Origin of the sequence: Pantanalinema sp. (assembly GCA_036704125.1) — a bacterium.
GTDB lineage: Bacteria > Cyanobacteriota > Sericytochromatia > S15B-MN24 > UBA4093 > JAGIBK01.
Genome location: DATNQI010000053.1, coordinates 1 through 26,995 on the forward strand (window position 1 = coordinate 1; position 26,995 = coordinate 26,995).

The following is a 26,995-nucleotide window of genomic DNA, read 5'->3' on the forward strand; positions in this document are numbered from 1 at the left end:
GAAGCCCATGAGGGCGCTGGCCTCCTTGTCGATCTTGTCGGGGCTCCAGTGGGGCTCCCAGACCAGGGAAACGCTGGTCTTTCCCACGCCTTCCAGGCGCGAGAGCACATGCTCGACTCCGCTCATGATCACGGCCTCCATCGGGCAGCCCTGGGTGGTGAGGGTCATCTCGATCGCCACGTCACCCTCGTCGCTCACGGTGATGCCGTACACCAGGCCCAGGGTGACGATGTCGAGCCCGATCTCGGGATCGACCACCTCGCGCAGCGCCTCGCGAACCATTCCTTCATTGATCATGGTTATTCTCCTCGTAGCCTTTCCGTCGATTGCTGTTCATTATGTAGCGATGATCCGAGCGTAGCCTCGCGGCCGGGACGCCCCCGGCGCTCAGCGCCTCAAGGTCTGAAGGACCATCGTGCCCGTTGCGATCGCCCCCAGCGCGAGCATGAGCCCGGCCAGGCGCACGCCGAGGCCGAGCCCCGCCAGGACGCTCACGACGCCGAGCAAGAGCCCCGCCTGGGAGGACCAGAAGCCGCCCCATCCAAGCCGCATGTCGTAGATGTCGCGGATCAGGGGCACCTTGACCTTGCCGACCAGCGCTGAGTAGCGGTGATACCAGGCGAGAAACGGCATGATCTTGTAGAACTGGCCGAGGATGCTGAAGCCGATGAAGCCGATCAGGCCACAAAGGGCGTAGGCGATCGCAAGGCGATCCGCGCCGATCCAGGCCGGGACGGCCCCCCAGGCGAGGGCAAGGCCCAGCACCGTGGCGAGGCCCAGCCAGCCGACAGTGGTCACCACGTAGGCGAGCCCCACGTCGAGCTGCTTGCGGATGCGCGCGCCGAACATCCCGCGAACGTCCAGCATCCAGACGCAGCAGCCGGCCGCAATGACGAGTGCCCCGGCGCGCACCAGCGCCTCGGCGGCCCCGAGAAGGCCGAGGGTCAGGCTGAGCATCCCGGCGACGCCGAGGCCGAGGACCCAGGCGCCACGCCGGTCGCCCTCGCTCGACACCGCGAACATGGGGATGAGCCGGTACGAGACGCCGAACACCAGCATGGCCGCGCCACCGAAGGCCGCCAGGTGCGCGTGGATCGCCACCGGGTTGCGGATCGCAAGGGCCAGGGCGGGATGGGCGTAGCCGAGGGCGCGGCTCATCCCGAGGGTGACCGCCGCGCCCAGGAAGGCCAACGAGGCGAGCACGAAGGCGCCGACCAGGCCCAACCGGGCGCCGCGCGAGAGCGAGACGACGACGTTGACCAGGAACGACGCGATGGAGGTCCCCGCAAGGGCCGCCCCGATCCCGAGCCAGGCCGGGGTCATGCCCCAGAATCCCGCGACCATGGCGATGACTCCGGCCAGGAAGACCCAGAAGGTGGCCTTGCCGAGCCGGGGGCTCCAGAGGGGAACCAGCAGGACCACGGGAATCAGCTGGTAGCTGGCTCCCATGATCATGCCCACGATGGTCCCGAGGGTGAGGACGTGGGTCAAGCCGAGGACGCGAGGATGCCAGACGGACCCCGTCAGGTCGCTCCCGAAGGCCAGCATCCCGGCGGTGGCCGCGACGTAGGCCCCGATGGCGAGGAGGAAGTAGCGAAGGGGCAAGGAGAACTCCGGGGAGCGGTCGGTGGCCACTCCGCCCGAGCGAACCGGCGCTGCGGCTGCTCGCGAGGCCTCGCGATCCGGCGCCGGCATGGCTACCTCCTGACCGTGAGCAAGATCCCGCCCTCCGGCAGATCCACCGTCTCGTGCGAGAAGCCCAGCTCCTCGAGCTTGGGATAGAGCAGCATGGGCCGCCGCTCGTTGTGGGCCTCGAGGCGCTGGCCCTGGGCGAGCTGCTGAACGACGGCGAGGATCCGGACCATGGGCTCGGGGGGCTCCAGGCCGCGGTTGTCCAGCCGGATCACCTCCGCCGAGACGTCGATGCCCTGGCCCTTGAGGGCCTCGAGGTCGCTCAGGTCGTACAGCGTGACCTCCTCAGGCGCGACGGGGACGGGATCCAGGACCAGAGCCCGCGCGTTAAGCGCGCTGAGGAAGGCCTCGAGGCGATCGTCTTCCCAGTGGTGCATGCGCGCGGCGCCCTTGATGCTCACCAGGTGGGCGAAGGTCCGCCGCATCAGGGGGTTCGCGAGCGGCTTGAAGCCGTTCTGCACGAAGACCTCGAGCGTCTGCGGGTAACGCGTCAGGACCTCGTTGACCTTCATGTCGGCGGTGATGCAGGTCGCCACGGCTTCCTCCTTCTTTTGAGAGCACCCACGATCATGGCAAGCTCCCGCCCGTGACGCAATGAGGGACCTCATACTCTCGAGGGGGGCTAGCCCCCCTCGGGCCCGCCCTCGGCCCCGAAAGGCTCGGTCTGCCGGCTGATGGACCAGCCCGTCCTGAGCCCCAGGACGAACCAGCCGAGCACGAGCACCCCGAGGGCGAAGACGGTGTCGCCCACGACCCGCAGCCAGCGCAGCGTGTTCATGAGGCCGGTCTGGGTGAACTCCGCCGAGCGGGCGTACCAGAACCCATGCTCCACGCTCGCCCAGGTCTGGAGCAGCCCGATCGGCAACAGGCTCAGGAGCACCATCAGCCCGAGGCCCACGTTGATGGCCCAGAATGCGAAGCGCAGGGCCTCGGGGCGCCAGGCGCGGTGGGTCGCGAGGCCCTTGAGGCAGAACAGCATCAGCCCGATGCCCAGCATGCCGTAGACGCCGAACAGGGCGGTGTGGCCGTGGACGGGGGTGGTGTTGAGGCCCTGCATGTAGTAAAGGGAAATCGGCGGGTTGATGAAGAAGCCGAAGAGCCCCGCCCCCACCAGGTTCCAGAAGGCGACCGCGACGAAGAAGTAGATGGGCCACTTGTAGGCCGCCACCCACGGCCGCACCTGGCACTTGCCGTAGTTCTCGTAGGCCTCGAAGCCGATCAGCACCAGGGGGACCACCTCCAGGGCGCTGAAGGTCGCCCCCCAGGCGAGCACCGGGGTGGTCGTGCCGCTGAAGTAAAGGTGGTGGAAGGTCCCCACGATCCCGCCCGAGAGGAAGATGACGGTCGAGAAGAGGACCGCCGAGGTCGCCGTGGCCGTCTTGATGAGGCCCATCCGGGTGAAGAGGAAGGCGATCACCGTGGTGGCGAAGACCTCGAAGAAGCCCTCCACCCAGAGGTGGACCACCCACCAGCGCCAGTACTCGGCGACGGCGAGGTTGGTCTGACGGCCCCACATCAGGCCGGCGCCCCAGAACAGGGCGATCGCCCCGGACGAGAGCAGGAACATCCCGAGCAGGCTCCTGTCCTCGGGCGAGCCCTTCAGGGCCGGGGCCATGGCCCGGACCATCAGGCCCAGCCAGAGGAAGAGCCCCACCCACAGGAAGATCTGCCAGAACCGCCCGAGGTCCACGTACTCGTAGCCCTGGTGGCCGAACCAGAAGTTGGCGTCGAAGCCCAGGCGCTGCTGGACCCCCAGCCACTGCCCGAGAAGCGAGCCCACGACGATGACCACCAGGCAGACGAAGAGGAGGTCGACCCCCTGGCGCTGGAGCCTCGGCTCGTGGCCCGAGACGGCGGGCGCCATGAAGAGGCCGGTCGCGAGCCAGGCCGTGGCGATCCAGAAGATGCCCAGCTGGGTGTGCCAGGTGCGGGCGACCGAGTAGGGCAGGACCCGATCGAGCGGGATCCCGTAGAGCCCCGAGCCCTCGACCCCGTAGTGGGCCGCGACGACCCCCATCCCCACCTGCAAGAGCAGCAGGGCGGCCGCCGTCCAGAAGTACTTGAGCGTCGCGCGCATGGAGGGGGTGGGGTTGAGCGCGAGCAGGGGATCCCGCTCGGGATAGACGTGACACTCCTCCTCCTGGGCCTTGTGCTGGTAGGCGAAGTACCAGGCCAGCGCGCCGACCCCGGCGAGCAGCAGCACGAAGCTGATGACCGACCACAGCACCATGGCGCCGGTCGGGGTGTTGTCGATCAGGCTCTCGGCGGGCCAGTTGTTGGTGTAGGTGACCTGGGCGCCGGGGCGGTTGGTCGCGCAGGCCCAGGCCGTCCAGAAGTAGAAGGCCACGAGCAGGCGACGGCGCTCGGGATCCTTGAGCGTCTCGGCCGGGATGGCGTAGGCGCTGCGCAGGCGCGACAGGGCGGGGTCGTCGCCGAACAGGGCCGCGTAGTGCGCGCCGACGGCCTCGATCGCCCGGGCGCGGTCCTTCGAGACCGTCAGGATCCCGGTCGCGGGGTCGTAGGTGTTGGTCCTCAGCTCGCGCTTGAGCCGGACCTTCAGGATCGCCTTGCCCTCCTCGTCGAGGCGGGAGTAAGGCTTCGCTTCGCGCGCGGTGGCCCAGTCATCGAGCAGCCAAGAGGCCTCCCGGTGGAGCCAGTCCGCCGACCAGTCCGGCGCCACGTAGGCGCCGTGCCCCCAGACGCTGCCGACCTCCTGGCCGCCGAGGGACTGCCAGACGTTCTGGCCGTCCCTGATGTCCTGGCCGGTGAACAGCACGCGATCGCCGGCGACGACCCGCTCGGGCACCGGGGGAGCCGTCCGGTAGATGTCCCAGCCGAAGTAGCCGAGCACCACGAACGACGCCGCCATGACGCCGAACAGCCAGATCCACAGTTTGCCGTACCGCCTCATCTTGCCCCCTTCATTCACGGGGATCGCCCCTCGATTCATGGGGGATCCCGCGGCAGGGCCGCAAGAGGAATTGCGCCGGAGGTTCGGCAAGAGTTTTGAGCATTTCGCGCGCGACAACGGCGGGAAATAATCCTACTCGATCGATAAATATGCCATAGTCTCCCCTCGGCGTTTTGAGCTATGTTCACCGAGGGTGAACCTTCTCGTGGCGGCCCGGCGACACGCGGCCCACGAGCCCCTTCACGGCACCCTCACGATCGTGAGCGCGATCGAGCCCGGAAGAGGGGAAAGTTCAGTAGATAATGCGGAATGGACCGCGAAAAAATCCGTGTCACCATAGCAACGTGAGAATGCAATACTGAGCAATCTCATTGCGAACCAACATGGTATCCCGCAGACTCGCGCCGGGGCGATCCCGTCCTCGCCTCGTCAACAAGGAGAACCCGAGCGTGACACCTGTAAAAGCGCCTCCCGGCTCGCCCGCCTTCGAAGAGATGATGACCATCTACCGCGTCTGCGTCCAGCTCCAGCAGGGAGCCAAGGGCCTGCTCGAGCACGCCGAGGAGATGGCGGCGATCGCGATCAACGCGGGCATCGCAGCCGCCAGGTCCAAGGGCAACCAGCGGGCGCTCAGCGTGCTCGCGAGCGAGGCCGCCCGGATCAGCCAGCGGATCAGCACGCTAGTCTCGCACATCCAGGGCGCCGCGTCCACACTCGCCAGGCTAGGCCTCTTCGGGGTCCTGAAGTGCCGCGAGGCGCTCACCATGACCGATGCCCGGCGACGGATCAGCGACCAGGAAAACACGGAGTTCGTCACGGCCGCGATCACGCGCAACGAGGCCGAGGTTTCGCGGGTGCTGCGCGAGGTGGACACCATGCGGCACGACATCATCGAGGAATGGCGCGCGATCGGTCGCCAGAACTCCCGCATCACCCAGATCGCCTCGGCCTTCCGGATCGAGGCCACCCGGGACGACGCGCTGGGCGATTACTTCACGCACATCGCGACGCTGCTCGCCGCGCTCAGCGCCCAGATCAAGGAGAGCAGCGGCAACCTTCACCACATGCTCGACCAGTTCGCCATGCCCGCGAGCCGACGCGGCTCCGCTCGGCCGGTGGCTCGCCCTCAGCTGGCCGCTACGCGCTGACGCTCGGGCGCAGGGCCGCGAGGAGGGTATCGAGCATCGCCTCGAAGCTCTCGTCGACCGATTGCGGCAGCCCGAACTGGCCCGCGAGCTCCAGCAGGACGAAGCCGTGGAGTGCCGCCCGGACGGTACGCAGCGCGTGGATCTCCTGCTCCGGCTTGATGCCCAAGGGCCCGATCATCACGCGAAAGCCCCCCATGATCCGCTGGACGATGGGGCCGAAGTCGGGTGCGGTCGGCGAGAAGACCAGCGTGGACATCAGGGTGTAGAGGGCGGGATTGGCGAGGCCGAAGGCGCGGTAGGCGCCGAATGCCAGCCTGAGCTTGGCGGCGGGCTCGCCGCCCCCCTCCACGACCTCCGCCAGGCGCTCGTCGAGCTGCCGCCAGCCCGCCAGGGCGACGGCGCGGTGCAGGTCGTCGTTGTTGGTGACGTGGTGGTAGAGCGAGGGCGGCTTGATGCCAAGCTCCCGCGCCACGCGGTTGATCCCCAGCGCGTCGGGCCCCTCGTTGCGCAGCAGGGTGATCGCCGTGACGATCACGTCCTCTCGAGTCAGGGCAATCCCTCTTCTGCGCGCCATTGGGCTGATCTCCAATTCCGTGTAAAATAATAGGTAACATCATATTGGCTGGTCATTCTTACCCCGGGGGGAATTATTCTATCGCTTGCGGAGCAACGCGTAGTTTTCCCGGTTGCCGTCTAAATCGTCGGCGAGGAGAATACGGAAGCCACCTGCTGAGCGAGGATTTCTCCATGCCCCAACACCCCTTCGTCGTGCCGCGCGAGCTCATGGCGCGCTACAACACCTCCGGCCCGCGCTACACCAGCTACCCCACCGCGCCGGAGTGGTCGGAGGCCTTCGGCCGGGACGACGCCCTGAGGGCCATCGCCGACAACCAGGCCGCCCGCCCCCGGACGCCGCTCTCGCTCTACGTCCACCTTCCCTTCTGCCACAAGCTCTGCTACTACTGCGGCTGCAACATGCTCGTCACCAAGCAGCAGGACCTGGTCGAGCGCTATCTTTCGGCCGTCATCCGCGAGATCGACCTGACGGCCAAGCTCATCGGGGATCGCGAGGTGGTGCAGATCCACTGGGGCGGCGGCACCCCGACCTTCCTGTCGAGCGAGCAGCTCACGCGGGTCTACCGGGCGATCAGCGATCGCTTCGCGATCGATCCCCAGGCCGAGGTCTCGATCGAGGTCCACCCCCCCGTCACCACCTTCGAACAGCTCGAGACGCTCGCGGGCCTGGGCTTCAACCGCGTCAGCATGGGGATCCAGGACTTCGACCCCGAGGTCCAGAAGGCCGTCAACCGCATCCAGCCCTTCGAGCAGACGCGAGACCTCATCGAGAAGGCCCGCGAGCTGGGGTTCATCTCGGTCAACACCGACCTGATGTACGGCCTTCCCTTCCAGAACACCGCAGGCTTCGCCGCGACCCTCGACAAGATCAAGCAGCTGCGGCCCGACCGTCTCGCCCTCTTCAACTTCGCCCACATGCCCTGGCTCAAGCCCCACCAGAGCCTCATCAAGGAGGAGACCCTCCCCACCCCCGACGAGAAGCTTGCCCTCTTCGAGCTGGCGATCGACTCCTTGATCGCGCAGGGCTACCGCTACATCGGCATGGATCACTTCGCCCTCTGCGACGACGAGCTCTCGACGGCGCAGGCCGACCGCACGCTGCGCCGCAACTTCATGGGCTACACGACCCGGGCGGACAGCGACCTCTACTCGTTCGGGGTCTCGAGCATCAGCGACCTCGACGCGGTCTACTACCAGAACCCGCGCAAGCTCCCGGACTACCTGGCGGCGATGGAAGCCGACGCGCTTCCGGCCACCCGGGGCATGCGGCTGTCGGCGGACGACCGGCTGCGCCGCGACGTCATCAACCGCCTGATCGGCCACTGCTACCTCGACAAGGCGGAGATCGAGCAGCTTCACGGCATCTCGTTCGACGCGTACTTCGCCAACGAGCTGCCCAAGCTCGCTCCGCTCGCCGACGACGGCCTGATCGAGCTTTCCCCCGGCGCCCTGAAGGTGACGCCGCGCGGCCAGCTGCTCCTCCGCAACATCTGCATGGTCTTCGACGCCTACCTCGACAAGCTCGCGCCCGGGACCCGCCGGTTCTCGCGCACCCTCTAGCGCGCCGGGGGCCCGCACGCCTCGCACCTTTCATCGTCCGACCACCATCGTCAATTTGAGGTCCATTCGACATGCTCACTCGCTTCCAGCGGTCGATCCAGGCAAAGACCCTGGGCTTCCTCGGCATCGCCCTCGTGTTCACGATGGGCCTCTTGATGTGGTTCAGCAACGCGATGCTCCAGCGCTCGCTCGACCAGCAGACCACCTACAACGCCACCCACATCATCGGGCCGAGTCAGGCCACCTTGATCCAGAACCTGATGCCGACCGGCAACACGCCGCTCATCCAGAACACGCTCAACGGCATGATCAACGACACCGTCAAGGAGCTGACGGTCTACCGGACCGACGGGCATGCCACCTTCACCTCGAAGGCCGACAAGCTCCGCACGACGGTCACCGACCCGCAGCTTCAAGAGATCCTGCGCCAGACCGAGCCGCAGGCCCGCTGGAAGAACGAGAAAGGGGAGAGGTTTTTCCTCGCCTACTACCCCGTCAAGGCCAACGAGACCTGCGTGACCTGCCATCCCGGCGTGAAGGCCGGCGACATCCGCGGCTTCATCGAGATGAAGACGTCGCTCAAGCACATCGACGTCCTGCTCGCTCGCCAGAACCTGGTCACCGGGCTGTTCACCGTCGTCATGCTGGGTGGCCTTCTCCTGGCCATGACCGTGATCCTCTCGCGCCAGATCATCCGGCCGCTGCGCCAGCTGACGGCCGTCACCCGGGCGATCGCCGACGGGGATCTCGACCAGCAGGTCGCCCTTCGCAACGCGGACGAGATGGGGCAGCTCGCCGAGAGCCTGCGCCGCATGATCGGCAGCCTGCAGGGCGTCGTGACCCGGGTCCGCACCGCGGCACGGGTGGTCGAGGAAGGCGTCGAGCAGATCAGCGCGGGAAGCGAGCAGATGGCGAAGGGATCCCGCACGCAGGCGACGGTGATCCAGACGACCACCGACCTGATGGAGCAGATGGCCGAGCGTAGCGACCAGGTGGCGGGCAACGCCTCGATCCTGTCCACCAACGTCGCCACCACCAGCAGCTCGATCGAGGAGATGGCCGCGAGCGCCAAGGGGATGGCCGGCAACGCCGAGCTCCTCGCGTCGGCCGTCGGGCAGACGTCCTCCTCCATCCAGGACATGACCGCGACGATCCAGGAGGTCGCCGGCCACGTCTCGGAGGCCCGGGGGATCACCGAGAAGGCGGCTGACGTCGCTCGCCAGGGGCACCTGGCCGTCGGGCTCAGCATCGAGGGGATGGGCCGGATCCAGGAGACCATGCGCGAGGTGGCCCAGGTCATCGAGGGACTGGGCAAGCGCTCGGACGAGATCGGCGTGATCGTCGAGGCGATCGAGGACATCGCCGACCAGACCAACCTGCTGGCCCTGAACGCCGCCATCGAGGCGGCCCGGGCCGGCGACGCGGGCAAGGGCTTCGCGGTGGTCGCCGACGAGGTCCGCAGGCTCGCGGAGCATTCGGCCAAGGCCACCGGCGAGATCGCCCGGATCATCCGCAGCATCCAGCATGAGACCTCGCAGGCGATCGACTCGACCCACCAGGGCACCAAGGCCACCCAGGAGGGCGGCGAGCTCGCCCGGAAGGCCGGCGAGACCCTCGAGGGAATCGTCGCCTCGGTCAGCCAGGCGAGCGTCAGCATGGCCCGGATCGCTCAGGCGAGCGAGGCCCAGGCGCGCGGGGCCGACCAGATCACCGACGCGGTCGCGCGAATGAGCGCCATGACCCAGGAGGTGACCCTCGCGCTCCAGGAGCAGGCCCAGGCCTCGGACCTCATCATCCGCTCGGCCGAGACCATGAACCAGCGCACCCAGGACGTCACCCTGCAGGCCGCCGAGCAGCGGCAGGGGGGCGAGCAGGTCGTCAGGTCCCTCGAGCGCATCAATCAGTCGGCCGCCGAGGCCGTGAGCAGCACCGGCCTCATCGCGAGCTCGGCAGCCGACCTGCAGCGCCAGGCCAGCGAGTTGCTCGCCGCGATCGCCTTCTTCAAGCTGAGCGAGGAATTGGCGCTGAGGGTTCCCCCCTCGTCGGGGCCGGGACTCGGCCTGCTGGGCGAGGCCACCCGTTGAGCTGAGGTGGCTCATAGCGATCCTCTGCGGACGGTGCTAGGCTGGGCCCGGCCCCGTCCTTAGAGGAGGTTATCCCTCATGTCCGCTCCCGCGTCCCGCCCCTGGATCCCCCCTGCCGCCCTCATCACGGGCCAGCTCGCGCACGGCGCATCCTGGCTGCTGCTGATGGCGTTCGCCTGGCCTTCGACCCCAGGCCTGTCGATGCCCGGCCTCGCCTGGATTCACGCGGTCGCGCTCGGGTGGCTCACCCTGACCGCGCTCGGCGTCATGGTCCACGTGATTCCCGGCTTCCTCGACATCGAGTGGATCGCCGAGGGCGTGGCGCGCTGGTCGCTCTTGCCCTTCGCGCTGGGGGTCCTCCTGCTGGTGGCGGGCTTCGCCCTGACGGCACCCATCGCCCTCTCGGGGGGGGCGGTCCTCATCCTGCTGGGGCTGCTGGGCTTCGCCGGCCCCGCGCTGGCCACCGTCCTCTCCTTCAAGCCGCCGGCCGGCACCAAGGCCCCCTTCCGCTTCTCCTTCACCCTGGTCCTCGGTGCCCTGGGGGTCGCAGCGGCCCTCGGCGCCACCATGGCCTGGGCGCTGGCGGGCGCCCCCTGGGGCCAGGTCCTCGGATGGCTGCCCCCCATCCATGCCGTGCTCGCCGGAGGCGGCTGGCTCACCCTGCTCATCATCGGGGTCTCGACCCGCACCCTCTTCCCGGTGACCGGCCGGCGGCGCGCCGATCACAAGCTACGCTTCCACGTCTGGGTCTCATCGGGCCTGACCCTCGGCTTCGTGCTGCTCTTGGTGGGGCTGCTGCCGGGCGTTGCCCATCCGGCCTGGCGCTGGGCGGGCCTTGCCGCCCTCGCAATCGCCGCTGTCCTCTACGCCATCGACGGCGCGGAGCTCGTGATCGGCGCGCCGAACGATCACAAGCCCCCCATCGCCTTCGTCTCGATGACCCTGATCTACCTGGTCGCCACGGTGCTCATCGGGCTCGGGGTGAATGCGGGTCACCCGGAGTGGCAAGCGGCACTCGCCTTCGTGGGCCTGATCGGCTGGATGGGACAGTCGGTCAACGGCTACCTGATGCACATCGGGATCCGGCTGCTCACCACCGTGGTGCGCGGCGACGATGACGAGACGCGCCCGGGCCAGCTGCTCGTGCCCTGGCTCTCGTGGACGGCGTTCGTGGCGACTCAGGCCGCGGTCGTCGGCGGGACCGCCCTCTTGCTTCTGGGCCTCGGGCACTACCTGCCGTGGGTGGGGGCGTGCGGGCTCGTGGGTTGGGTCGCGCTGATGGTCAACGTGCGCATGGCGTACCTCAAGGCCCGCAAGTGGCCTCAGGACCCCGAGATCCCCCTGATGGTCCTGCCCCTCAGTTAGTGAGCGGGATCTCGACGGTGAACACCGAGCCCTTGCCAATCTCGCTCTCGGCGCGGATCACCCCCCGGTGCTCCTCGACGGCGAGCTTGCAGAACGCGAGCCCCAGCCCGAAGCCGTGCTCGGGGCGATCCTTGCGCCGCTGGATGTGGAAGTACTTGTCGAAGATCCGCGCCAGCTCCTGGATCGGGATGCCCGGGCCGGTGTCGCGGACCTCGAAGCGCAGCGCACCGCTCGCGCGCGAGAGCCTGATGGAGACGCGCCCCTCCTGGGTGAACTTGAGCGCGTTGCCCACGATGTTGGTGAGGACCCGCTTGAGGATGCGTCGATCGCCGAGCAGCGTCGGCAGATCCTCGGGGGCCTCCCAATCGAGAAAAAGCCCCTTGCTCTGGGCCAGCAGCTCGCACTCGGCCACCACGTCCGCCACCAGGTGCCGCGGGTTCACGCTCTCGAAGGCGAGGATCAGGCCCGCTTCCGCCCGGTGAAGCTCCATCAGGTCCTCGATCATCCGGGAGAGATCGAGCACCTGGTCGCGCGCCAGCTGCACCAGCTGCTTCGCGTCGCGCTCGGGCAGCTGCCCCGCGAGGAGCAGGTTCAGGGCGATCCCGATGCCCTCGAGCGGCGAGCGCAGGTCGTGGACCAGCATGGACGAGAAGTCCTTGCGAAGCTGGCGCAGCTCGCGCTCCGCCTCGCGCACCCGGATCGCCGAGCGGATCCGGACCATCAGCTCGTCCGGGTTGATGGGCTTGGTGAGGTACTCGTCGGCGCCGAGGCCGAGGCCCCGCTCGACGCTCAGCGGCTCGAGGTAGGTGGCCGTCAGGATGATGACCGGGATCGCCCGCGTCACCGAGTTGGCCTTGAGCGTCGTCAGGACCTCGAAGCCGTCCATCCCGGGCATCTGCAGATCCAGGATGATCAGGTCGGGCCGCTCCCGCTGGGCGATCGACAGGCCCTCGGGGCCGCTCGAGGCCCCGAGAAAGCCGAGCCCCCGGGCCTGGAGGATCAGCTTGAGCAGGACCCGGTTGTCCTCGTGATCGTCGATGACCAGGACACGCGTATCAGCCGCCACGAGAGACGACCTCCTCGATTCGCGCCAAAAAGCTGCCCACGTCGATGGGCTTGGTGATGTAGCCGTCGAACCCCGCCGCCATCGCGCGGTCGGCGTCTCCGGCCATGGCGTGAGCGGTGAGGGCCACCACCAACGCGGGACGCACCTGCTTGATTTGCACGGCGGCCCCCATGCCGTCGATGGTGCCGGGCAAGGACAGATCCATGAGGATGAGGGCGAAGTCCTCTCGGCACCCCAGGGCGATCGCCTCCTCGCCCGAGACCGCCTCGACGACCTCCCAGCCGCCGAAGCGCAGCAGGTCGCCTGCGAGCTTTCGGTTGTCCTCCACGTCCTCGACCAAGAGCACCCGGCGCATCACACCGCCTCGAGAGGGGCGGTGCGCACGGGCAGCGAGACGGTGAAGGTGCTGCCCACCCCCGGCGCGCTCTCGACCGAGACGGTCCCCCCCAGGAGCCTCGCGGTCTTGAAGCAGATGGGAAGCCCCAGCCCGGTGCCCCCGACCTTGCGCGTGGTCGAGCTGTCCACCTGGTAGAATTCCTCGAAGACCTTGGGGATCTCGTGCGCCGCGAGCCCAATGCCGGTGTCCCGGACCGTGACGCTCCAGTGGTCGCCCGTCGAGCGGGCCGTCAGGTGCACCTCCCCGCTTTCCGAGAACTTGATGGCGTTGGTGAGCAGGTTGAGCACGATCTGGCGCACCTTGGTCACGTCGCTCAGTGCCTCGGCGGGGGCCCCGTCCAGCTCGGCATGCAGCCGCAGGCCCTTCTTGCGCGCGAGCGGCTCAACCGCGGTCACGGCGTGCATCAGCACCTCGCGTGGGGTGAAGGGCTCCAAGCGCACCGGCATCCGCGCCGACTCGATCTTGGCGATGTCGAGCACGTCGTTGATGAGGTCCAGGAGGTGCTTGCCGTTGCGCAGGACCCGCTCCAGGCCGTCGCGCTGCTGGTCGTTGACCCCCCCGTAGAACTGCTTGAGCAGCATGTCCGAGAAGCCGATGATCGAGTTGAGGGGCGTGCGCAGCTCGTGGCTCATCTTGGCGAGGAACTCGCTCTTGAGGCGGTTGGCCTCCGCGAGCTCGACGTTCTTCTGGGCGAGCTCGGCGGTGCGGGCCTCGACCAGCGCCTCGAGGTTCTCGTTGGTCTCGCGCAGCGCCCGGTACAAGCGCGCGTTCTCCACCGCGATCCCGCCCTGGCGCGCCAGCGAGACGAAGATCTCCTCGTCCTCGGCCGCGAACGGGGTCCCGTCCAGCTTGTCGCTCGCCATCAAGAGGCCGATGCTCTTGCCGTCCTTGTCGGCCAGAGGGACCCCGATCAGTCGGCGGATGTGGAGGTGGTCCGCGGGAAAGCCGCGGCGGCCGGGGTAGCTCGCGACATCGTCGAGACGCACGGGTTTGCCGCCGAAGAAGACATCCGAGATGAGGCCCTTGCCGAGCGGGATCATGAACGAGCCGTGGCCGGGATCGCGGCGATCCCCCTCGTGGTGGTAGGAGAAGGCCGCCGACACCAGGCCGGTGAACTGGTCGTTGACCTGGTAGATGATGGCCGCATGGGAGTTGACCAGCAAGCGCGCCGCGTCCACGATGACCTGGAAGATCTTGTCCAGCTCGGACTCGGCGGTGATCGCAACGGCGATCGCGTTCAAAGCCTCGTTTAGCAAGCGATGGCGCTGGTCCATGGTGGCTGGAAGGGTGGCCTCAAACTCGTTCATACGGGACATTATACCCGTATACCAGTCGGCATGCGATTGTTCTGTTATCAAAATACATAGCCCTCCCTGAGAAAGCCTAGATCGGATTCCGAGCGAGGATCATCGGTAGTAGTTACGGATGGACGCGACGAGATCGCGCCGCGCACGAGGTCGGGCGCCCGGGTGTTTCCTCCGCGCCCGGCTTGGCCTACATTGGGGCGAGGGGGGGCTTTTTCGAGCGCGAGGGCCGCAAGCGATGGGCGTCAGCTACTACTACCTGAACCCCCTCGAAAGCGCCCCCGGCGAGGCGGGCAGCCAGGAGGCCGAGGTCCTCCGCCTGGCGATCGCCCTCGACGAAGGCCGCACCGCCGAGCAACTGGTCGACATCCTCTTCGAATCCCTCGGCGGGCTGGTCCCGTTCGATCGGATCGGCATGGCGGTGCTCGACGCCGGGGGGGTGCTGCACGCACGGCACGTGCGATCCAGGCAGCCCATCCTTTGGGGACCGGGCGAGCGCGGGGTGGTCGAGGGCTCGAGCCTCGCCCCTATCCTGAAAGAGGGCAAGCTCCGCATCATCGACGACCTGGAAGCCTATTCCCGCGAGCATCCCGCCTCCTCCTCGAGCGCCGCGCTGGTCCAGGAGGGCATGCGCGCAAGCCTCACCTTGCCGCTATCGAGCCGCCAGCGCCCGGTGGGGGTCGTCTTCTTCACCAGCGCCCGGCCCCACGTCTACTCCGCCGAGCAGGTGCCGTTCCTCAGCGCCCTGGCCATCATCCTGGGGCTCGCGCTGGAGCGCAGCGAGTTCCTCGGCGAGCTGCAGGCGGCGAACGCGCGCCTGAAGAGCCTCGACGAGCTCAAGAACAACTTCCTGAGCAACCTCAGCCACGAGCTGCGAACGCCGCTCAGCCAGGTGCTCGGCTTCACCTACTGCCTCGAGGAGGAGATCGCAGGAGCCTTGAGCCCCGATCAGCGCGCGGCCCTCGCCCAGGTCCGCACCGGCGCCGAGCGACTCTCGAGCCTGCTCCACGACCTCTTCGACTTCACGGCGCTGCAATCGGGCTTGCTCTCGCTCGAAAAGGTGCCCGTCGATCTCGACGAGCTGCTGCGCGAGATCGCCAATGAGAGCCGGCCGGCGCTCCAGGAGGCGGGACTCAGCCTCTCGATCAACCTCTCACGCGACGACCTGGCGCTCGAAGGGGACCCGCCCCGGCTGGCCCATGCGATCCGCGCCCTGCTGGACAACGCGCGCAAGTTCACGCCCGGCCCCGGGCTGATCGAGATGAATGCAGGACAGGAGGGGGGCGAGGTCTGGTTCGAGGTGCGCGACACGGGCATCGGCATCTCCCCGGCGGATCAAGGGCGGATCTTCGAGAGCTTCTCACAGCTGGAGAGCGGGCCTGCCCGGCGCTACCCGGGCACCGGCCTGGGGCTGCCCCTCGCGCGCGCCATCGTCGAGGCCCACGGCGGTCGCATCACCCTGATCAGCGAGCTCGGCAAGGGGACGACCTTTCGCGTCACCTTGCCGAGCTCGGATGGGTAGTCGCCGCGTTACTTGCGGTTCTTGACGTACTTGTCCAGGAAGTTGGCCGTGGCCGTGAAGCTCTTGATGCGGTTGGTCAGCTTCACCACCCCGTGGCCCTCGTCGCCGAAGAGCAGGTACTCGACCGGGTGCTCCTTCTCGCGCAGGGTGGCCACGATCTGGTCGGCCTCGGTCTTGGGCACGCGCGGGTCGTTGGCCCCCTGGACGACCATCAGGGGCGCCTTGATCTTGTCCACATGGTTGATGGGCGAGACCTCCTCCAGGAACTCCCGGTCGGTCTCGAGGCTGCCGTACTCGGCCTCGCGCAGCGGGCGGCGCCAGGGGCCGGTGTTCTCCAGGAAGGTGACCAGGTTGGACATGCCCACCGTGTCGACGCCCGCCGCCCAGAGATCCGGCAGCATGGTCAGGGCCGCGAGGGTCATGTAGCCGCCGTAGCTGCCGCCCATGATGGCGATCTTCTTGGGGTTGGCGTAGCCAGAGGCGTTGAGGTAACGCACGGCGTACTCGACGTCCTTGATGGCGTCCTTGCGCTTGGTGGTGTCGTCCAGGTGGGTGTAGGTCTTGCCGTAGCCTACGCTACCCCGGATGTTGAGGGCCATCAGGCCGTAGCCGCGGCTGAGGTAGTACTGGAAGGAACTCGCGAAGTCGGGGCGCTCCTGGCTCTCGGGTCCCCCGTGGACGTAGACGATCACGGGAAGGGACTTGTTCTTGATCGCTCCCTGGGGCAGGTACATGAAGGCCGGGATCGAACGGCCATCGAACGACGGGTACTTGACCAGCGAGGGCATCACGAAGGTGCTGCGCGGGATTCCCGCCAGCGAGCTTTTGGTCACCTGGCTCGCGACCTTCCTGGCCAGGTCGTAGGTCCACACGTCGGTGTTGTGCTGGGGGCCGCTGAAGGTAAAGACCAGGCTCTTGCCGTCGGGTGAAAAGCTCAGGCGGTCGATGACGCCCTGGGGCAGGCCCGTGACCCGCTCGGACTTGGGCGAGCCGATGCCGCGCAGGTAGAGATCCGAGTAGCCGTCTCGGTTGGCGAGGTAGGCGATGCGATCGCGCTGGTCGCTCAGCTCGATGCCCTCGACCTCGATGGCGTCACGGGTCATGAACATGACCTTGGCGGCCGGGTCGCGCGGATCGAGACTCGCCAGGCACGTGAACTCGCGGCCCTCGTCCGAGGCGAAGTACAGCTTGCCGTCCTTGCCGAACGAAACCGACTCGTAGTTGGCGTTGCCCGTATGGGGCGTGAGCAGGCGCTCGGTGCCCGTCTGCAGATCCAGCAGGTAGAGGTTCGCGTTGGAGGGGGTGTCCACCCGGCTGAAGACGACGCTCTTGCCGTCGGGGGAGAAGGCGAGGGCGTAGTTGGTGCCGTCCTGGGTCAGCACCCGCTTGGCCTTGCGGGTCGAGAGGTCCATCACGTAAAGGTCGAAGAAGGCGACGTTACGGCTGTTGGCCGCATAGACGATCTGCTTGCCGTCAGGGGAGAAGGCGCCGAAGGTGTGGATGGCCTTGGGGTTGCTGGTGAGGGCGACCGTATGCGAACCGTCGGAGGAGATCAGGTTGAGCTGGGTGCGCTCGTCGCCGCCCGTGTCCTTGGCAAACAGGAACCAGTCACCCTTCGGCGAGCGGACAGCCCCCTTCACCGCATCGGGGTAGAAGGTCAACTGCTCGGGCCAGCCCCCCTCGCGCGGCACGCGCCAGAGCTGCGGCACGCCGGTGATGTTGGTCGAGAACACGACCTGCTTGCCGTCGGGGGTGAAGACGCCGGCGCTCGCGGTGCGCATCTGGAGGTACTGCTGGATCGGATAGGCCGCCAGGGCGCTCTGCTGCACCGAGGCGAGCATGGCGCCCGTGACCAGGGCGGCGCCCAGGGCCCGGGCGATGGGATTCATGGGCATGGATTCTCCTTGCACGAGGGGGGACCGAAACTAGAGCGTCTACAAAACTGTTCATTCAAGCCGCCCATGGCGGCCAAAGTCCGTAACATGCCTGGTTTTGTTAGATGCTCTCAGTCTAGAAAGAGGGCCCGCAAATGGCAAGCTTAGTCGGAGCGCCTGACGAAACTGTTCCTCCTAGCCGCCCACGGCGGCCAACGATCGTAACATGCCAGGTTTCGTCAGGTGCTCTTTTCGCGGGTGAGGAGCACCCCTGCCGCCAGGATCAAGCCCCCGCCGAGCCACGTGGCCCAGGTGGGCAGGTCGTGGAAGAAGAAGATGCCGAGCACGGCGGCGATGAACGGGGTGAAGAGCGAGACGATGCTCGCCGTCGTCGCGCGGGCGTGCTGGTAGCCCAGGGTCATGAAGACCTGGGCCACCGTGGCCGAGACGGCCACCCCCGACAGCAGGCCCCACTCGAGCGGGCTAGGGTGGCGGTAGCCCGGCACCATCAAGGGCAGGGTCAGAAGCGAGGCGACCGCCGAGAAGTACAGCACGATCACCCAGGGGCTGTTGCGGGCGGTGGCTCGCTTGACGGCCACGTAGGCGAAGGCCGCGAACAGGCCCGAGCTTAGCGCGACCAGGGCCTCCCAGTGCAGAAAGCCGCCCTTGGGCCCCACCACGAAAGCCACCCCCGCGCTCGCGAGCAGAAGGGCGAGGACGCTCGGGCGGCTCAGCCGCTCGCCGAGCACGAAGGTCGCGACGATCGCGGTGAAGAACGGCGAGGTGTAGTTCAAGAGGACCGCATCGGCCAGGTAGAGCGTCGAGATGCCGAAGAAGAAGGCGGTGAGCGCCGCCCAGCCGAGCACCCCGCGCCAGACGAGGATCCCCTTGTCCCGGGCCGCGAAGGGCTGTCCCGTGAGGGCCATCCAGGCGGCGATCATCAAGAGCCCCCCGAAGGCGCGGAAGAAGGAGACCTCGAGGAAGGGCAGGGTGGCGCTCGCCTGTTTGACGAAGGCCCCCATGACGGCGAAGCACACGCTCGAGCCGAGCATGAAAGCGTACCCCTTGCGCTCGGAATGGGCGGAAGGAAGCATCGGCAGGGCGTTTGACGTGTCGGGCATGCGGCGATTCTAGCATGCCGGGGCGCTTTGCCGGGATAGCAAAAAAACGTTCGGGCTGCTTGCTGTAAACTGGGAGGGTACATCCCGCCAGCACGAGGAGGGGCCATGGCCACCGAGAAGAAACCCTACACCCCCGAGGAGTTCGACGCCGAGCGCGAACGCACCCGGAATTTCGTGGGCGGGGTGCTTTCGCGGCTCAAGTGGGAGCTCTACCACGACAAGGACGTGGTGGAGGCCGTCGAGCTCGGCCTGACCCGCAACCAGCTCGAGTACGGCACGCGCTTCTGCCCCTGCTACGGCCCGCTCTCGTACGTCAAGGCCGACGGCAAGAAGAACCTGGCTGCCATCTGCCCGTGCCCGGCGGCCGTGCGCATGGACGCCACCGAGTCCGGAGCCTACGGCCCCTTCTCCACCCGCGAGGAGCTGATGGAGAAGACCAAGGACTGGCCCGCCCCCGGCGACATCGAACAGCGCGAGGACGGCTGGTACATGACCAGCCACCACCCCGGCATCGACCACTGCATGATCTTCGTCAAGGCCGGAACGGGCTGGAACGCGTAAACTCCCGGCGTGCTAAACTGGTGCTCATGAAGATTACGAGCGCCGAATTCGCCGCCTGCGCGGTGAACCCCAGTCAATACCCCAAGCCCGCGTTGCCGGCGATCGCCATGGTCGGCCGCTCCAACGTGGGCAAGTCCTCCTTGATCAATCGCCTTCTCCAGCGCAAGAGCCTGGCGCGCACCAGCTCGTCGCCCGGCAAGACCGCGACCCTCAACTTCTACCGGGTCAACCGCGCCTTCGACCTGGTCGATCTGCCCGGCTACGGCTACGCCGAGGTCTCCAAGGTGAAGAAGGCCCAGTGGGCCCAGATGATCGAGACCTACCTCAAGGAGTGTCCCACCCTTCACGGCGTGCTCCAGATCGTCGATCTGCGCCACCCGCCCTCGGACCTGGACGTGCAGATGTTCGAGTGGCTCCAGGCCGAGGGGATCCCCACCACGGTGATCGCGACCAAGGCCGACAAGCTCGGGCGCTCCAAGTGGGAGGCCCACCGCAAGGTCTGCGCCGAGACGCTGCTGCTGGAAGACGCCCCGCGCGAGGCCCTGATCGTCGCCTCGTCCGAGACGGGCGAGGCCAAGGACCGCATCTGGGGCGTCGTCTCGAACTACCTGGCCCTGCCTCCGCTGCGCAACGTCGAACCGGACGAGGCGCAGGCCGAGGAGGTCTAGGCCGTCGCGCTCAAGGCCGAGATCGGGAGGATCTGGGGGTCGTCGCCCGCCATCGGGGTGATGCGCGCCTTCTCCTTGTCGATGAAGGTCACGACGAGCCGGCAGGATTCGCAGCAGTACCCCAGCCACTTGGAGACGCGCGTCAGGCGATGGCGGCAGCGGGGGCAGCGATAGTCGTTCAGCACCATGCGAGCCTTCCTTTCCTGTCCTGGCCGCCATCCTAGCACGTAAATGTTTCGTGAAGATTGCGTGACGCATTCCTGTCCGTTTTCTTTCGGCTAACTCTCTGGAGAGGAGCCCTCTTGCGCCACCAGCAATGGATGCAGCAGGCCATGACGGCCGCGGATCATGCGCGCGCGCTGGGCGAGGTCCCCGTCGGGGCGGTGCTGGTCCACGAGGGCAGGGTCGTCGCCACGGGCTGGAACACCCGCGAGACCCAGTGCGATCCGACGGGCCACGCGGAGCTGATGGCCATGCGCCTCGGCGGCGAGGCCCTGGGGCGGTGGCGCCTGACGGGCTGCACCCTGTACGTCACGCTCGAGCCCTGCCCCATGTGCGCGCCGGCCCTGGTGCAGGCCCGGCTGGACCGTGTGGTATTCGGGGCCTACGATCCCAAGCTCGGGGGGGCCGGATCGGTCTTCAGCCTGATCGAGCGGCCCGAGTACCCTCACCGGGTCGAGGTGATCGGGGGGATCATGGAGGCCGAATGCCAGGCGCAACTCATGGCCTTCTTCGAGGCGAAGCGAGAAAGGTGAGGGAAAGTCGGGGCGCGAGGGTTGACGATTAAAGCGAGCTTTTGATAAAGTAATCCTTGTCGGCGGCGCGAGTCGCCCGACACCGAGCCTGGAGGGTAACCGAATGGTGAGGAGGCTGACTCGAAATCAGTTACCCCGCAAGGGGCTGTGGGTTCGAATCCCATGCCCTCCGCTCTAAAAGCCGCCCCGCGTCATGCGGGGCGGCCTTTTTTTGGTTCTCCCCGCCCCCTGGTGGGGCGGGGCTGGGGGTGGGGGGATCTCGATCGTTCCGAGCCCTAGGCTTCCTTGGGCGGAAAGAACCGCTCCAGGGGCAGCGACAGGTCCGCCATCTCGAGGAGCAGCTCTCTGGGCGGCAGCTCGTTGCGGTTCAGGTCCACCGGTCCCAGCTCCGCCATGGCCCGGAAGAAGCCCGCGACCACCTGCGGGTCGAAGTGCGACCCCGCGCAGCGGCGCATCTCCAGGAGCGCGTCCATGATCGGGACGCGAGGGCGATACTTGCGATCGCTCGTCAGCGTGTCGAACGCGTCGGCCAGCGCCAGGATCCGGCCCCCGACGGGGATCGCTTCCCCCTTGAGGCGGCGCGGGTAACCGGCACCGTCGTAGCGCTCGTGGTGCGAGCAGGCCGCATCCGCCACGTCCCGCATCTGCTTGAAGGGCTCCAGGATCCGATACCCCTTGCCCGGATGCTGCTTGATGATCGCGAACTCCTCGTCCGTCAGGCGCGAGGGCTTGTTGAGGATCTCGTCGGGGATGCCGATCTTGCCGATGTCGTGCATGATGCCGCCCAGCTTGATGCGCTGGCATTGCTCCGGGTCCAGCCCCATGGCGATCGCGGTCAGGTACCCGTACTGCGCCACGTTGTCGGAGTGGTTGGCCGTGTACTTGTCCTTGCTGTCCAGGGCGCGCGCGAGCCCCTTGATGGTCTCGAGGATCCCCTCGTTGACCTGCTCCATGAGGGCGTGGTTGTCGAAGGCGAGGCCCAGCTTGCGCCCCACGTTCTCGATCAGGTCCAGCTCCGCCTGGGTGAAGTCGGTGCCGTCCTTCTTGTTGAACACCTCCAGGATCCCGTAGTGCTGGCGGTGGGTGTGAATCGGCGCGAGCGCCACCTGTCGCTCGCGGCACAGGGCATGGTCGGGCCCCATCTCGGCGGCGATGGCCTCGGCGTTGCGGATCTCGACCCCCTTGAGCGCCGCCTGGGCGTTGGCGAGCTTGCCGCACGCGTGGCCCGAGAGGCAGCCGCCGCTCGCGTAGGGGCAGCCCTCCGCAACCGTGACGTCCAGGGGCTGCTGCAGGCGCGCCTTGGGGCGCGAGAAGACGAGGACCTTCTCGACGTCGAGGGCCTTCTGCACCAGGCGGACCGTCGCGCTCAAAAGCCCGGGGAGATCCGGTCGCAGCATGATCTCGTCCAGCTCGCTCAGGAAGGCCTGGAAGGCCTCGTGACGCTCGGAGAGACGCAGCAGGGTCTCGGAGTCCATCGCCGCGACCACCTGGGGCACGAAGGCGGCGATGAGAGCCTCCTCCTCGGGGCTGAACTCCTTGATGGAGCTGCTCGCCAGCGCGAGGACCCCGAGGGCCGTCTCGCGCGCGATCAAGGGGATGAAGAGCAAGGTTGGGAAGCGCCAGTCGGCGATCTCGGCCGGCATCGAGAAGCCGTGATCGCCGTTCGCGTCCTGCACCAGCACCGGCTGGCGCTGGAGGGCCAGGTACTCGAAGAAGGGAAGCTGGTTGCGCCCGGGCGCCGAGAGCTCGGCCATGGACCGGCCGATGGGCACCAGCGTCACGCGGTCCATGCCGAACATGCGCATGGCGGCGTCGCGGATGCAGCGGCGGCGCGCCTCGTGATCGCTGAGCGCGAGGATGTCCCCTGAAAGGCGCGCCAGTTCCTGCCAGGTCTTTAGACGATCATCCGGGGTCGTTGCCATGGTTGCTCCCGAAAAAGGCTCCCTTCCGGTACGGAAGGGAGCCGATGCCATTGGATGGTTAGTTGGGAATCGTGAAGCTGTTGGTGGCCACGTAGCCGTCAAGCAGCTTGACGTTCCAGCTGCCCGGGGTGGAGCCCTTGTCACAGTTCATGACGCGATCCAAGACGCCATCCGAGTTCCGCTTTGCCACCCAGCCCGTGCCAGACTTGGTGTTGAGGTACATCTTGAACTGGCTTCCGCCACTGATGTACAGTCGCTCGACCGCCCAGCCCTGGGGCACGGCCTTTCCATTGCTGAAACCGACGAAGTAATTGAACTTGAGCGATTCAGAGGCGCCTGCGGGATCGGTGAAGGTGAGGTTGGCGCTACCAAGGCCGACGGAGGCGAGGTTGAGGTCAGCCTGGAAGATGCCCTGGATCTTCGAGCCCTGCAGCCCCGCGACGCCAGCCGAGGCGGTCGCGATCGTCAGATCGAGGGTGGTCGAGTCCATCATGTCGACCTTTTCGTTGCTGGTGCCGGGCACCGTGATGGACTTGGTCGCCACCAGCGCGCTGCCGGTGGCCACCAGGTTGCCGTTCATGGCCTCGAAGCTGCCCTGGTAGCGCCTGCCGCCCGTCACATCTTCCCAGGAATTGCCGGGGAGATCTTGCCAGGCAGGGACGCTCTGGATCAGGCGGGTGAGACTCGCCATCCGGTAGGGACTCGCAAGGCCTGCCGCCTGCTGGAGGCCGGCGGCCTGCTGCAAGGCCGAGACGGGGCCATTGATCACCGTGGCGAAGCCGGCCGCTTGCTGCAGCGTGGCGGACTGGGCGGTGGTGAGCGCCTGCTTCTCGGCAAGGGTCAGGCCCGTGGCGGGGTTGTCGGTGCCGCCGGTCTGCTTGGTGTCACCCGTCTTCTTGTTGTTGGCCAGGAACTGCTGCATGTCGCAGCCGGCCGAGAGAACGGCGAGGGCGGTGCAGGCAAGCAGGGCGGGGCGGAAAGCCTTCATCTTCAACTCCTTATCGATCAGAACACTTGCTTAGTTGTTTCCCGGACGAAGGCTCGGTTAAACCTTCCCTTAATAGATTAAGGTGCGGAACTTACCGCTTCTCCGAGCTGGGACAGCTCGAAGGCGGCCCCCAGCTGAACGAACATGGCCCGGGCCTCCTCGGCGCTCTTCCTCGCGCCGACGGCATCCCCGCGCGCGGAAAGCACCCGCGAGAGCTGCGCGTGGGCCCGCGCCAGATCGAGCGGCGACTCGAGCGGCGCGATCCGCGCGATCGCCTCTTGCGCCTTGAGCTGCGCCAGGTCCAGCGCGCCGTCCACCACGTGGATCTGGCTCTCGATCCGCGGCAGCACCGCGAGGGTCCCGTCGTCGCCGAGCTCCAGCGCGAATTGCCGGGCCTCGTTCACGAACCGCCAGGCCTCGTTCGCCGCCCCGAGCTCCGCCCATACCCGACCGATGGTCATGAAGACCTCGGGATAGACCTCCTTGGACTCCAGCTCCTGGAAGATCGAGAGGGCCTCTTGCATGGCGCTCACCGCGCCTTGGCCGTCTGCGCGGCGCGAGGCGATCTCGCCCAGGTTGAACAGGACGATCCCCTCGCCCTGGCGATCGCCGACCTTCCGCTTGAGGACGAGGGCCTTGCCCAGGTGATCCTCGGCCTCCTCGAGGGCCCCGCGGTTGAGCAGCAGCGTCCCGTGGTTGTTGTGGACCAGGCTGATGTACCAGGGATCGCCGATCCGCTCGTAGGCCTGCAGCGCGCGCCGGTAGAAGTCGTCGGCCTCCCGCCACTCCCCAAGGTTCGAGTGGATGTTGGCCAGGCTGTTGTAGCAGGTCGCCTGGCCGGTGATGTCCTTGCAGGCCTCCCGGAACTCGAGGGAAAGGCGGGTGTGCATGATGGCCCGCACCGAGTCCCCGCGGCGGTTGTAGCAGATGCCCAGGTACGAGTGGGCCTGGCCGATCTCGCGATCGAGCGCGGTCCCTTCCATCAGCTCCAGGGCCTTCTCGCAGAGCTGGATGCACTCCTCGATCTGGCCCAGGCGATACTTGGCGTAGCCCATCTTCGAGAGCAGCGGGGCCCGCTCCAGCTTCGCCTCCTGAGGCAGCGCGTCGTGGCCCTGCTGGAAGCTGTCGAGCGCTGCCTGGTACTCGCCCTTTCGCTCCAGGGCGTCGCCCTGGCTGCGCAGCACGTTCGCCCGCGCGCTCGGGGTCGGGGCGATGGAAAGGGCCGACTCCAGCGCGGCGAAGGCCTGGTCGTACTGGCTCAGCGAGGTGAGGACCTGACCGAGTAACCAGTGAACCTCCCACTTCGCGGGGGTCGCCAGGTCCGCCACCTGCTGCATGACCTGGGTGGCACGCTCCAGGTCGGCCCGCGAGCGCGAAAGGTCGAAGAAGGCGAAGGAGCGCTTGGCCGAGAGGTACAGGTACTTGAGGCCCGGGGCGTGCTGGTCGGCCAGCAGGAAGTGGTGCGCCAGGAGGTGGGCGTTCTCCTCGAGGTGGCCCGCGTAGAGGGCCTCCAGGGCGCGTCCGGTGCGACCGTGAAGATCCTTCCTGCTGCTGAGCAGCAGGCTGTGATAGGCCACCTCCTGGATCAGCGGCTGGGTGAAGGCGAAGTCGCCCTGCGAGTTCTGGTACAGGAAGCCCATGCGGCACAGGTCCTGCAGCGAGTGCAGGTTGTCGGTGGCGCGCTGGCCCACCTCCTCGACGATGCCCAGCGAGAAGGTCCGACCCAGGAGGGCGCCGACCTGCAAGAGCCCCTTGTGGGATCGCCCGAGGCGATCGAGGCGCGAGGCGACCGCCCCGTGAATGGTGCTCGGCAGGCGGATGTCGGCCTCGGCCATCATCAGGACCCAGGCCCCGTCAGGCCCCTGGGCGATCGCCTTGCCGTCGATCAGCGAGGTGATCAGCTCGTGGAGGTAGAACGGGTTGCCCGCGGCGCGCTCCAGGACCTGCCGGATCAAGGGTGCGAGCGCGGCCTCGCCGCTGATGGCCTCGGGGGTCACGTGGAGGATCGCCGCGGCGATCGCGAGGCTCTCCTCGGCCGCGAAGGGGCTGAGCTGGATGGCGAGCAGGTCCTTCTTCCAGGAGTCCAAGGGCAGCTTGGTCGCCTCGGCGCGCTGCTGGCAGAGGATCATGACCTTGGCCGGGGCCGAGTGCAGGGCAAGGGCCTGAAGGAAGGCGCGGAACCACTCGAGCGAGGCCTCGTCCGCCCACTGCAAGTCCTCGAGGGAGAGCAGGAGGGGGCCCGTTTCGGCGATGCGCAGGAGGACGCCGTTGAGGGCCGAAAGGGCGGCGTTGCGGCGCTGCTCCTGCGAGAGCGAGGCGAGCTCGGCATCGGCCGGTTCCAGGCCCAGGAAGGCCCCCAGTCGATCGGCGAGGCGAGCCCCCTCGCCCGGATCGAGGCGCAGGCACCACTCGCCCAGGCGCCGGCGAAGCTCGGCGGTCGAGGCGGTGGGGGGGGCATCCAGCCAGTAATGCAACAAATTCGTGACCAGGCCGAACGACGCCGTGCTGGTGTAGGACTGGCAGCGCGCCCGGATGGTGACGGGGGCGGGCACGCAACGCTGCTGCACGAACTGCGAGACCAGGCGCGACTTGCCCATCCCCGCCTCGCCGTTGACCACCGCCAGCTGTGGCGCGCCCTCGCACGCCAAGAGCCAGGCCTGGGCCAGCTGCTCGATCTCGTGCCTGCGCCCGACGAAGGCGCCGCGCTCGCGGCCGATGTCGGTCTTGTGGCGCGGGGCCACCACCTCGTAGGTCTCGACCGGGACTGAGCGGCCCTTGACCGTCACGGCGGGCATGGGCAGGAAGTCGAAGGCTTCGGAGGCCAGCCGGTAGGTCTCGTGGCTGACCAGGGCCTTGCCGGGACGGGCGGCGGCCTCCATGCTCTGGGCGAGGTTGACCGTCTCTCCCATGACCGTGTAGTCCCGCTTCTGCTCGCCGCCGACGGCGCCCGCGACCACCAGGCCCGTGTGGATGCCGATCCGGACCCTGAGGCTGATGCCGGTGCGCTCCTCGAGCTTGGCCGCGAAGGCCCGGGCGGCCTCCTGCATCTCGAAGGCGGCGTGCACCGCGCGCTCCGGATCGTCCTCGTGGGCGATGGGCGCCCCGAACAGGGCCATGATCGCGTCGCCGATGTACTTGTCGACCACCCCGCCGAAGCGGTAGATGGGCTCGGTGAGGACCTCGAAGAACTGGTTGACGATCTCGGTGACCTGCTGCGGGTCGAGCTTCTCGCTCATGGCGGTGAAGCCCGAGACGTCCGTGAAGAGCACCGTGACCACCCGACGATCGCCCGCGTTCGAGGTGGAGGCCTGCGCGCGCGCGCCGCTCAGCTGGACGCCGCACTGGGTGCAGAAGGTGCTGTCAGGGCGGCACAGGGCCTGGCAGGCGCCGCAGGGGATGCCGAGCTTCTTCCCGCACTGGGTGCAGAACTTGGCGTCGGACCTGACAGACGCCTCACAATGCGTACAGTTCAAGGTTTCGT

The 26,995-nt window shown here is 67.6% G+C and carries 22 protein-coding genes and 1 tRNA gene; 9 read left to right on the top strand and 14 right to left on the bottom strand.

What is annotated here, in order from left to right:
* The 4 genes from V6D00_08220 to V6D00_08235 form a co-directional block, all read right to left on the bottom strand.
* A partial coding sequence (locus tag V6D00_08220; GenBank protein HEY9899152.1) for an iron-sulfur cluster assembly protein occupies nucleotides 1–297 on the bottom strand: 297 nt, incomplete at its 3' end.
* A gap of 90 nt (nucleotides 298–387) precedes the next feature.
* Entirely contained in the window at nucleotides 388–1,695 is a 1,308-nt protein-coding gene (locus tag V6D00_08225; protein ID HEY9899153.1) for a hypothetical protein, read from the bottom strand.
* A gap of 2 nt (nucleotides 1,696–1,697) precedes the next feature.
* Entirely contained in the window at nucleotides 1,698–2,228 is a 531-nt protein-coding gene (locus V6D00_08230; protein HEY9899154.1) for a DUF1858 domain-containing protein, read from the bottom strand.
* 86 nt (nucleotides 2,229–2,314) lie between these two features.
* Nucleotides 2,315–4,603 carry a nitric-oxide reductase large subunit gene (locus tag V6D00_08235; protein HEY9899155.1) on the bottom strand — a complete coding sequence of 763 codons (2,289 nt, stop codon included), beginning with the start codon at nucleotides 4,601–4,603 and terminating at the stop codon, nucleotides 2,315–2,317.
* Nucleotides 4,604–4,986: 383 nt separating this feature from the next.
* Here V6D00_08235 and V6D00_08240 point away from each other — a divergent pair, with 383 nt between their 5' ends.
* On the top strand, nucleotides 4,987–5,751 hold the full coding sequence (locus tag V6D00_08240; GenBank protein ID HEY9899156.1) for a hypothetical protein: 765 nt from the start codon (nucleotides 4,987–4,989) through the stop codon (nucleotides 5,749–5,751).
* On the opposite strand, the gene V6D00_08245 is transcribed toward V6D00_08240, so the two are convergent.
* Nucleotides 5,741–6,325, bottom strand: coding sequence for a WHG domain-containing protein (locus V6D00_08245; GenBank protein ID HEY9899157.1), 585 nt, complete (start codon nucleotides 6,323–6,325; stop codon nucleotides 5,741–5,743). The genes V6D00_08240 and V6D00_08245 overlap by 11 nt on opposite strands.
* Nucleotides 6,326–6,498: 173 nt before the next feature.
* Here V6D00_08245 and hemN point away from each other — a divergent pair, with 173 nt between their 5' ends.
* The 3 genes from hemN (at nucleotide 6,499) to V6D00_08260 (ending at nucleotide 11,336) form a co-directional block, all read left to right on the top strand.
* Complete coding sequence (gene hemN, locus V6D00_08250) at nucleotides 6,499–7,887, top strand: oxygen-independent coproporphyrinogen III oxidase (protein ID HEY9899158.1); 1,389 nt, start codon at nucleotides 6,499–6,501, stop codon at nucleotides 7,885–7,887.
* 71 nt (nucleotides 7,888–7,958) lie between these two features.
* Nucleotides 7,959–9,971, top strand: a complete 2,013-nt coding sequence (locus V6D00_08255; GenBank protein ID HEY9899159.1) for a methyl-accepting chemotaxis protein — start codon at nucleotides 7,959–7,961, stop codon at nucleotides 9,969–9,971.
* 78 nt (nucleotides 9,972–10,049) lie between these two features.
* Nucleotides 10,050–11,336 (top strand): hypothetical protein, encoded by a 1,287-nt coding sequence (locus V6D00_08260; protein ID HEY9899160.1) that lies wholly within the window; start codon nucleotides 10,050–10,052, stop codon nucleotides 11,334–11,336.
* Here the strand turns inward: V6D00_08260 and V6D00_08265 are convergent.
* From V6D00_08265 to V6D00_08275, 3 genes are read right to left on the bottom strand one after another with little or no spacing between them, the layout of a single operon-like run.
* On the bottom strand, nucleotides 11,329–12,402 hold the full coding sequence (locus V6D00_08265; GenBank protein HEY9899161.1) for a hybrid sensor histidine kinase/response regulator: 1,074 nt from the start codon (nucleotides 12,400–12,402) through the stop codon (nucleotides 11,329–11,331). The genes V6D00_08260 and V6D00_08265 overlap by 8 nt on opposite strands.
* The gene (locus tag V6D00_08270; GenBank protein ID HEY9899162.1) at nucleotides 12,392–12,757 is read right to left on the bottom strand and encodes a response regulator; all 366 of its coding nucleotides are present in this window, start codon (nucleotides 12,755–12,757) and stop codon (nucleotides 12,392–12,394) included. The genes V6D00_08265 and V6D00_08270 overlap by 11 nt, the downstream gene beginning before the upstream one ends.
* Nucleotides 12,757–14,106 carry an ATP-binding protein gene (locus V6D00_08275; protein ID HEY9899163.1) on the bottom strand — a complete coding sequence of 450 codons (1,350 nt, stop codon included), beginning with the start codon at nucleotides 14,104–14,106 and terminating at the stop codon, nucleotides 12,757–12,759. The genes V6D00_08270 and V6D00_08275 overlap by 1 nt, the downstream gene beginning before the upstream one ends.
* A 235-nt stretch (nucleotides 14,107–14,341) precedes the next feature.
* Here V6D00_08275 and V6D00_08280 point away from each other — a divergent pair, with 235 nt between their 5' ends.
* On the top strand, nucleotides 14,342–15,625 hold the full coding sequence (locus V6D00_08280; protein ID HEY9899164.1) for a GAF domain-containing sensor histidine kinase: 1,284 nt from the start codon (nucleotides 14,342–14,344) through the stop codon (nucleotides 15,623–15,625).
* Between the two features lie 8 nt (nucleotides 15,626–15,633).
* Here V6D00_08280 and V6D00_08285 read toward each other — a convergent pair whose 3' ends face one another.
* Entirely contained in the window at nucleotides 15,634–17,520 is a 1,887-nt protein-coding gene (locus V6D00_08285) for a S9 family peptidase (GenBank protein HEY9899165.1), read from the bottom strand.
* Nucleotides 17,521–17,738: 218 nt separating this feature from the next.
* A complete protein-coding gene (locus V6D00_08290; GenBank protein HEY9899166.1) occupies nucleotides 17,739–18,620 on the bottom strand; it encodes a DMT family transporter in 882 nt (293 codons plus the stop codon).
* 105 nt (nucleotides 18,621–18,725) lie between these two features.
* Here V6D00_08290 and V6D00_08295 point away from each other — a divergent pair, with 105 nt between their 5' ends.
* Both V6D00_08295 and yihA read left to right on the top strand, forming a co-directional pair.
* Nucleotides 18,726–19,181: a ferredoxin-thioredoxin reductase catalytic domain-containing protein gene (locus V6D00_08295; GenBank protein HEY9899167.1), complete on the top strand. Its 456-nt coding sequence runs from the start codon at nucleotides 18,726–18,728 to the stop codon at nucleotides 19,179–19,181.
* 26 nt (nucleotides 19,182–19,207) lie between these two features.
* Nucleotides 19,208–19,849 carry a ribosome biogenesis GTP-binding protein YihA/YsxC gene (yihA, locus tag V6D00_08300; protein ID HEY9899168.1) on the top strand — a complete coding sequence of 214 codons (642 nt, stop codon included), beginning with the start codon at nucleotides 19,208–19,210 and terminating at the stop codon, nucleotides 19,847–19,849.
* Here yihA and V6D00_08305 read toward each other — a convergent pair.
* Nucleotides 19,846–20,037 (bottom strand): hypothetical protein, encoded by a 192-nt coding sequence (locus V6D00_08305; protein ID HEY9899169.1) that lies wholly within the window; start codon nucleotides 20,035–20,037, stop codon nucleotides 19,846–19,848. The two genes, yihA and V6D00_08305, sit on opposite strands and share 4 nt — an antisense overlap.
* A 114-nt stretch (nucleotides 20,038–20,151) precedes the next feature.
* On the opposite strand from V6D00_08305, the gene tadA reads away from it, so the two are divergent.
* Both tadA and V6D00_08315 read left to right on the top strand, forming a co-directional pair.
* Nucleotides 20,152–20,604 (top strand): tRNA adenosine(34) deaminase TadA, encoded by a 453-nt coding sequence (gene tadA, locus V6D00_08310; GenBank protein HEY9899170.1) that lies wholly within the window; start codon nucleotides 20,152–20,154, stop codon nucleotides 20,602–20,604.
* A 90-nt stretch (nucleotides 20,605–20,694) separates the two neighbouring features.
* Nucleotides 20,695–20,776 (top strand) — tRNA-Ser (locus V6D00_08315).
* A 103-nt stretch (nucleotides 20,777–20,879) separates the two neighbouring features.
* Here V6D00_08315 and V6D00_08320 read toward each other — a convergent pair.
* From V6D00_08320 to V6D00_08330, 3 genes are all read right to left on the bottom strand, one after another.
* On the bottom strand, nucleotides 20,880–22,526 hold the full coding sequence (locus V6D00_08320) for an HD domain-containing phosphohydrolase (protein HEY9899171.1): 1,647 nt from the start codon (nucleotides 22,524–22,526) through the stop codon (nucleotides 20,880–20,882).
* A gap of 58 nt (nucleotides 22,527–22,584) precedes the next feature.
* Nucleotides 22,585–23,514, bottom strand: a complete 930-nt coding sequence (locus V6D00_08325) for a hypothetical protein (protein HEY9899172.1) — start codon at nucleotides 23,512–23,514, stop codon at nucleotides 22,585–22,587.
* A gap of 77 nt (nucleotides 23,515–23,591) precedes the next feature.
* Nucleotides 23,592–26,987: an adenylate/guanylate cyclase domain-containing protein gene (locus V6D00_08330; GenBank protein ID HEY9899173.1), complete on the bottom strand. Its 3,396-nt coding sequence runs from the start codon at nucleotides 26,985–26,987 to the stop codon at nucleotides 23,592–23,594.
* Nucleotides 26,988–26,995 lie beyond the last annotated feature (8 nt).

What these genes read in the sequence shown, in the direction of transcription:
- V6D00_08235 (HEY9899155.1), bottom strand. Translation starts at nt 4,603, where the DNA reads ATGAGGCGGTACGGCAAACTGTGGATCTGGCTGTTCGGCGTCATGGCG.
- hemN (HEY9899158.1), top strand. Translation starts at nt 6,499, where the DNA reads ATGCCCCAACACCCCTTCGTCGTGCCGCGCGAGCTCATGGCGCGCTAC.
- V6D00_08285 (HEY9899165.1), bottom strand. Translation starts at nt 17,520, where the DNA reads ATGCCCATGAATCCCATCGCCCGGGCCCTGGGCGCCGCCCTGGTCACG.
- V6D00_08255 (HEY9899159.1), top strand. Translation starts at nt 7,959, where the DNA reads ATGCTCACTCGCTTCCAGCGGTCGATCCAGGCAAAGACCCTGGGCTTC.
- V6D00_08280 (HEY9899164.1), top strand. Translation starts at nt 14,342, where the DNA reads ATGGGCGTCAGCTACTACTACCTGAACCCCCTCGAAAGCGCCCCCGGC.
- V6D00_08290 (HEY9899166.1), bottom strand. Translation starts at nt 18,620, where the DNA reads ATGCCCGACACGTCAAACGCCCTGCCGATGCTTCCTTCCGCCCATTCC.
- V6D00_08270 (HEY9899162.1), bottom strand. Translation starts at nt 12,757, where the DNA reads ATGCGCCGGGTGCTCTTGGTCGAGGACGTGGAGGACAACCGAAAGCTC.
- V6D00_08295 (HEY9899167.1), top strand. Translation starts at nt 18,726, where the DNA reads ATGGCCACCGAGAAGAAACCCTACACCCCCGAGGAGTTCGACGCCGAG.
- V6D00_08245 (HEY9899157.1), bottom strand. Translation starts at nt 6,325, where the DNA reads ATGGCGCGCAGAAGAGGGATTGCCCTGACTCGAGAGGACGTGATCGTC.
- V6D00_08305 (HEY9899169.1), bottom strand. Translation starts at nt 20,037, where the DNA reads ATGGTGCTGAACGACTATCGCTGCCCCCGCTGCCGCCATCGCCTGACG.
- V6D00_08275 (HEY9899163.1), bottom strand. Translation starts at nt 14,106, where the DNA reads ATGAACGAGTTTGAGGCCACCCTTCCAGCCACCATGGACCAGCGCCAT.
- V6D00_08320 (HEY9899171.1), bottom strand. Translation starts at nt 22,526, where the DNA reads ATGGCAACGACCCCGGATGATCGTCTAAAGACCTGGCAGGAACTGGCG.
- V6D00_08260 (HEY9899160.1), top strand. Translation starts at nt 10,050, where the DNA reads ATGTCCGCTCCCGCGTCCCGCCCCTGGATCCCCCCTGCCGCCCTCATC.
- yihA (HEY9899168.1), top strand. Translation starts at nt 19,208, where the DNA reads ATGAAGATTACGAGCGCCGAATTCGCCGCCTGCGCGGTGAACCCCAGT.
- V6D00_08325 (HEY9899172.1), bottom strand. Translation starts at nt 23,514, where the DNA reads ATGAAGGCTTTCCGCCCCGCCCTGCTTGCCTGCACCGCCCTCGCCGTT.
- V6D00_08225 (HEY9899153.1), bottom strand. Translation starts at nt 1,695, where the DNA reads ATGCCGGCGCCGGATCGCGAGGCCTCGCGAGCAGCCGCAGCGCCGGTT.
- V6D00_08240 (HEY9899156.1), top strand. Translation starts at nt 4,987, where the DNA reads ATGGTATCCCGCAGACTCGCGCCGGGGCGATCCCGTCCTCGCCTCGTC.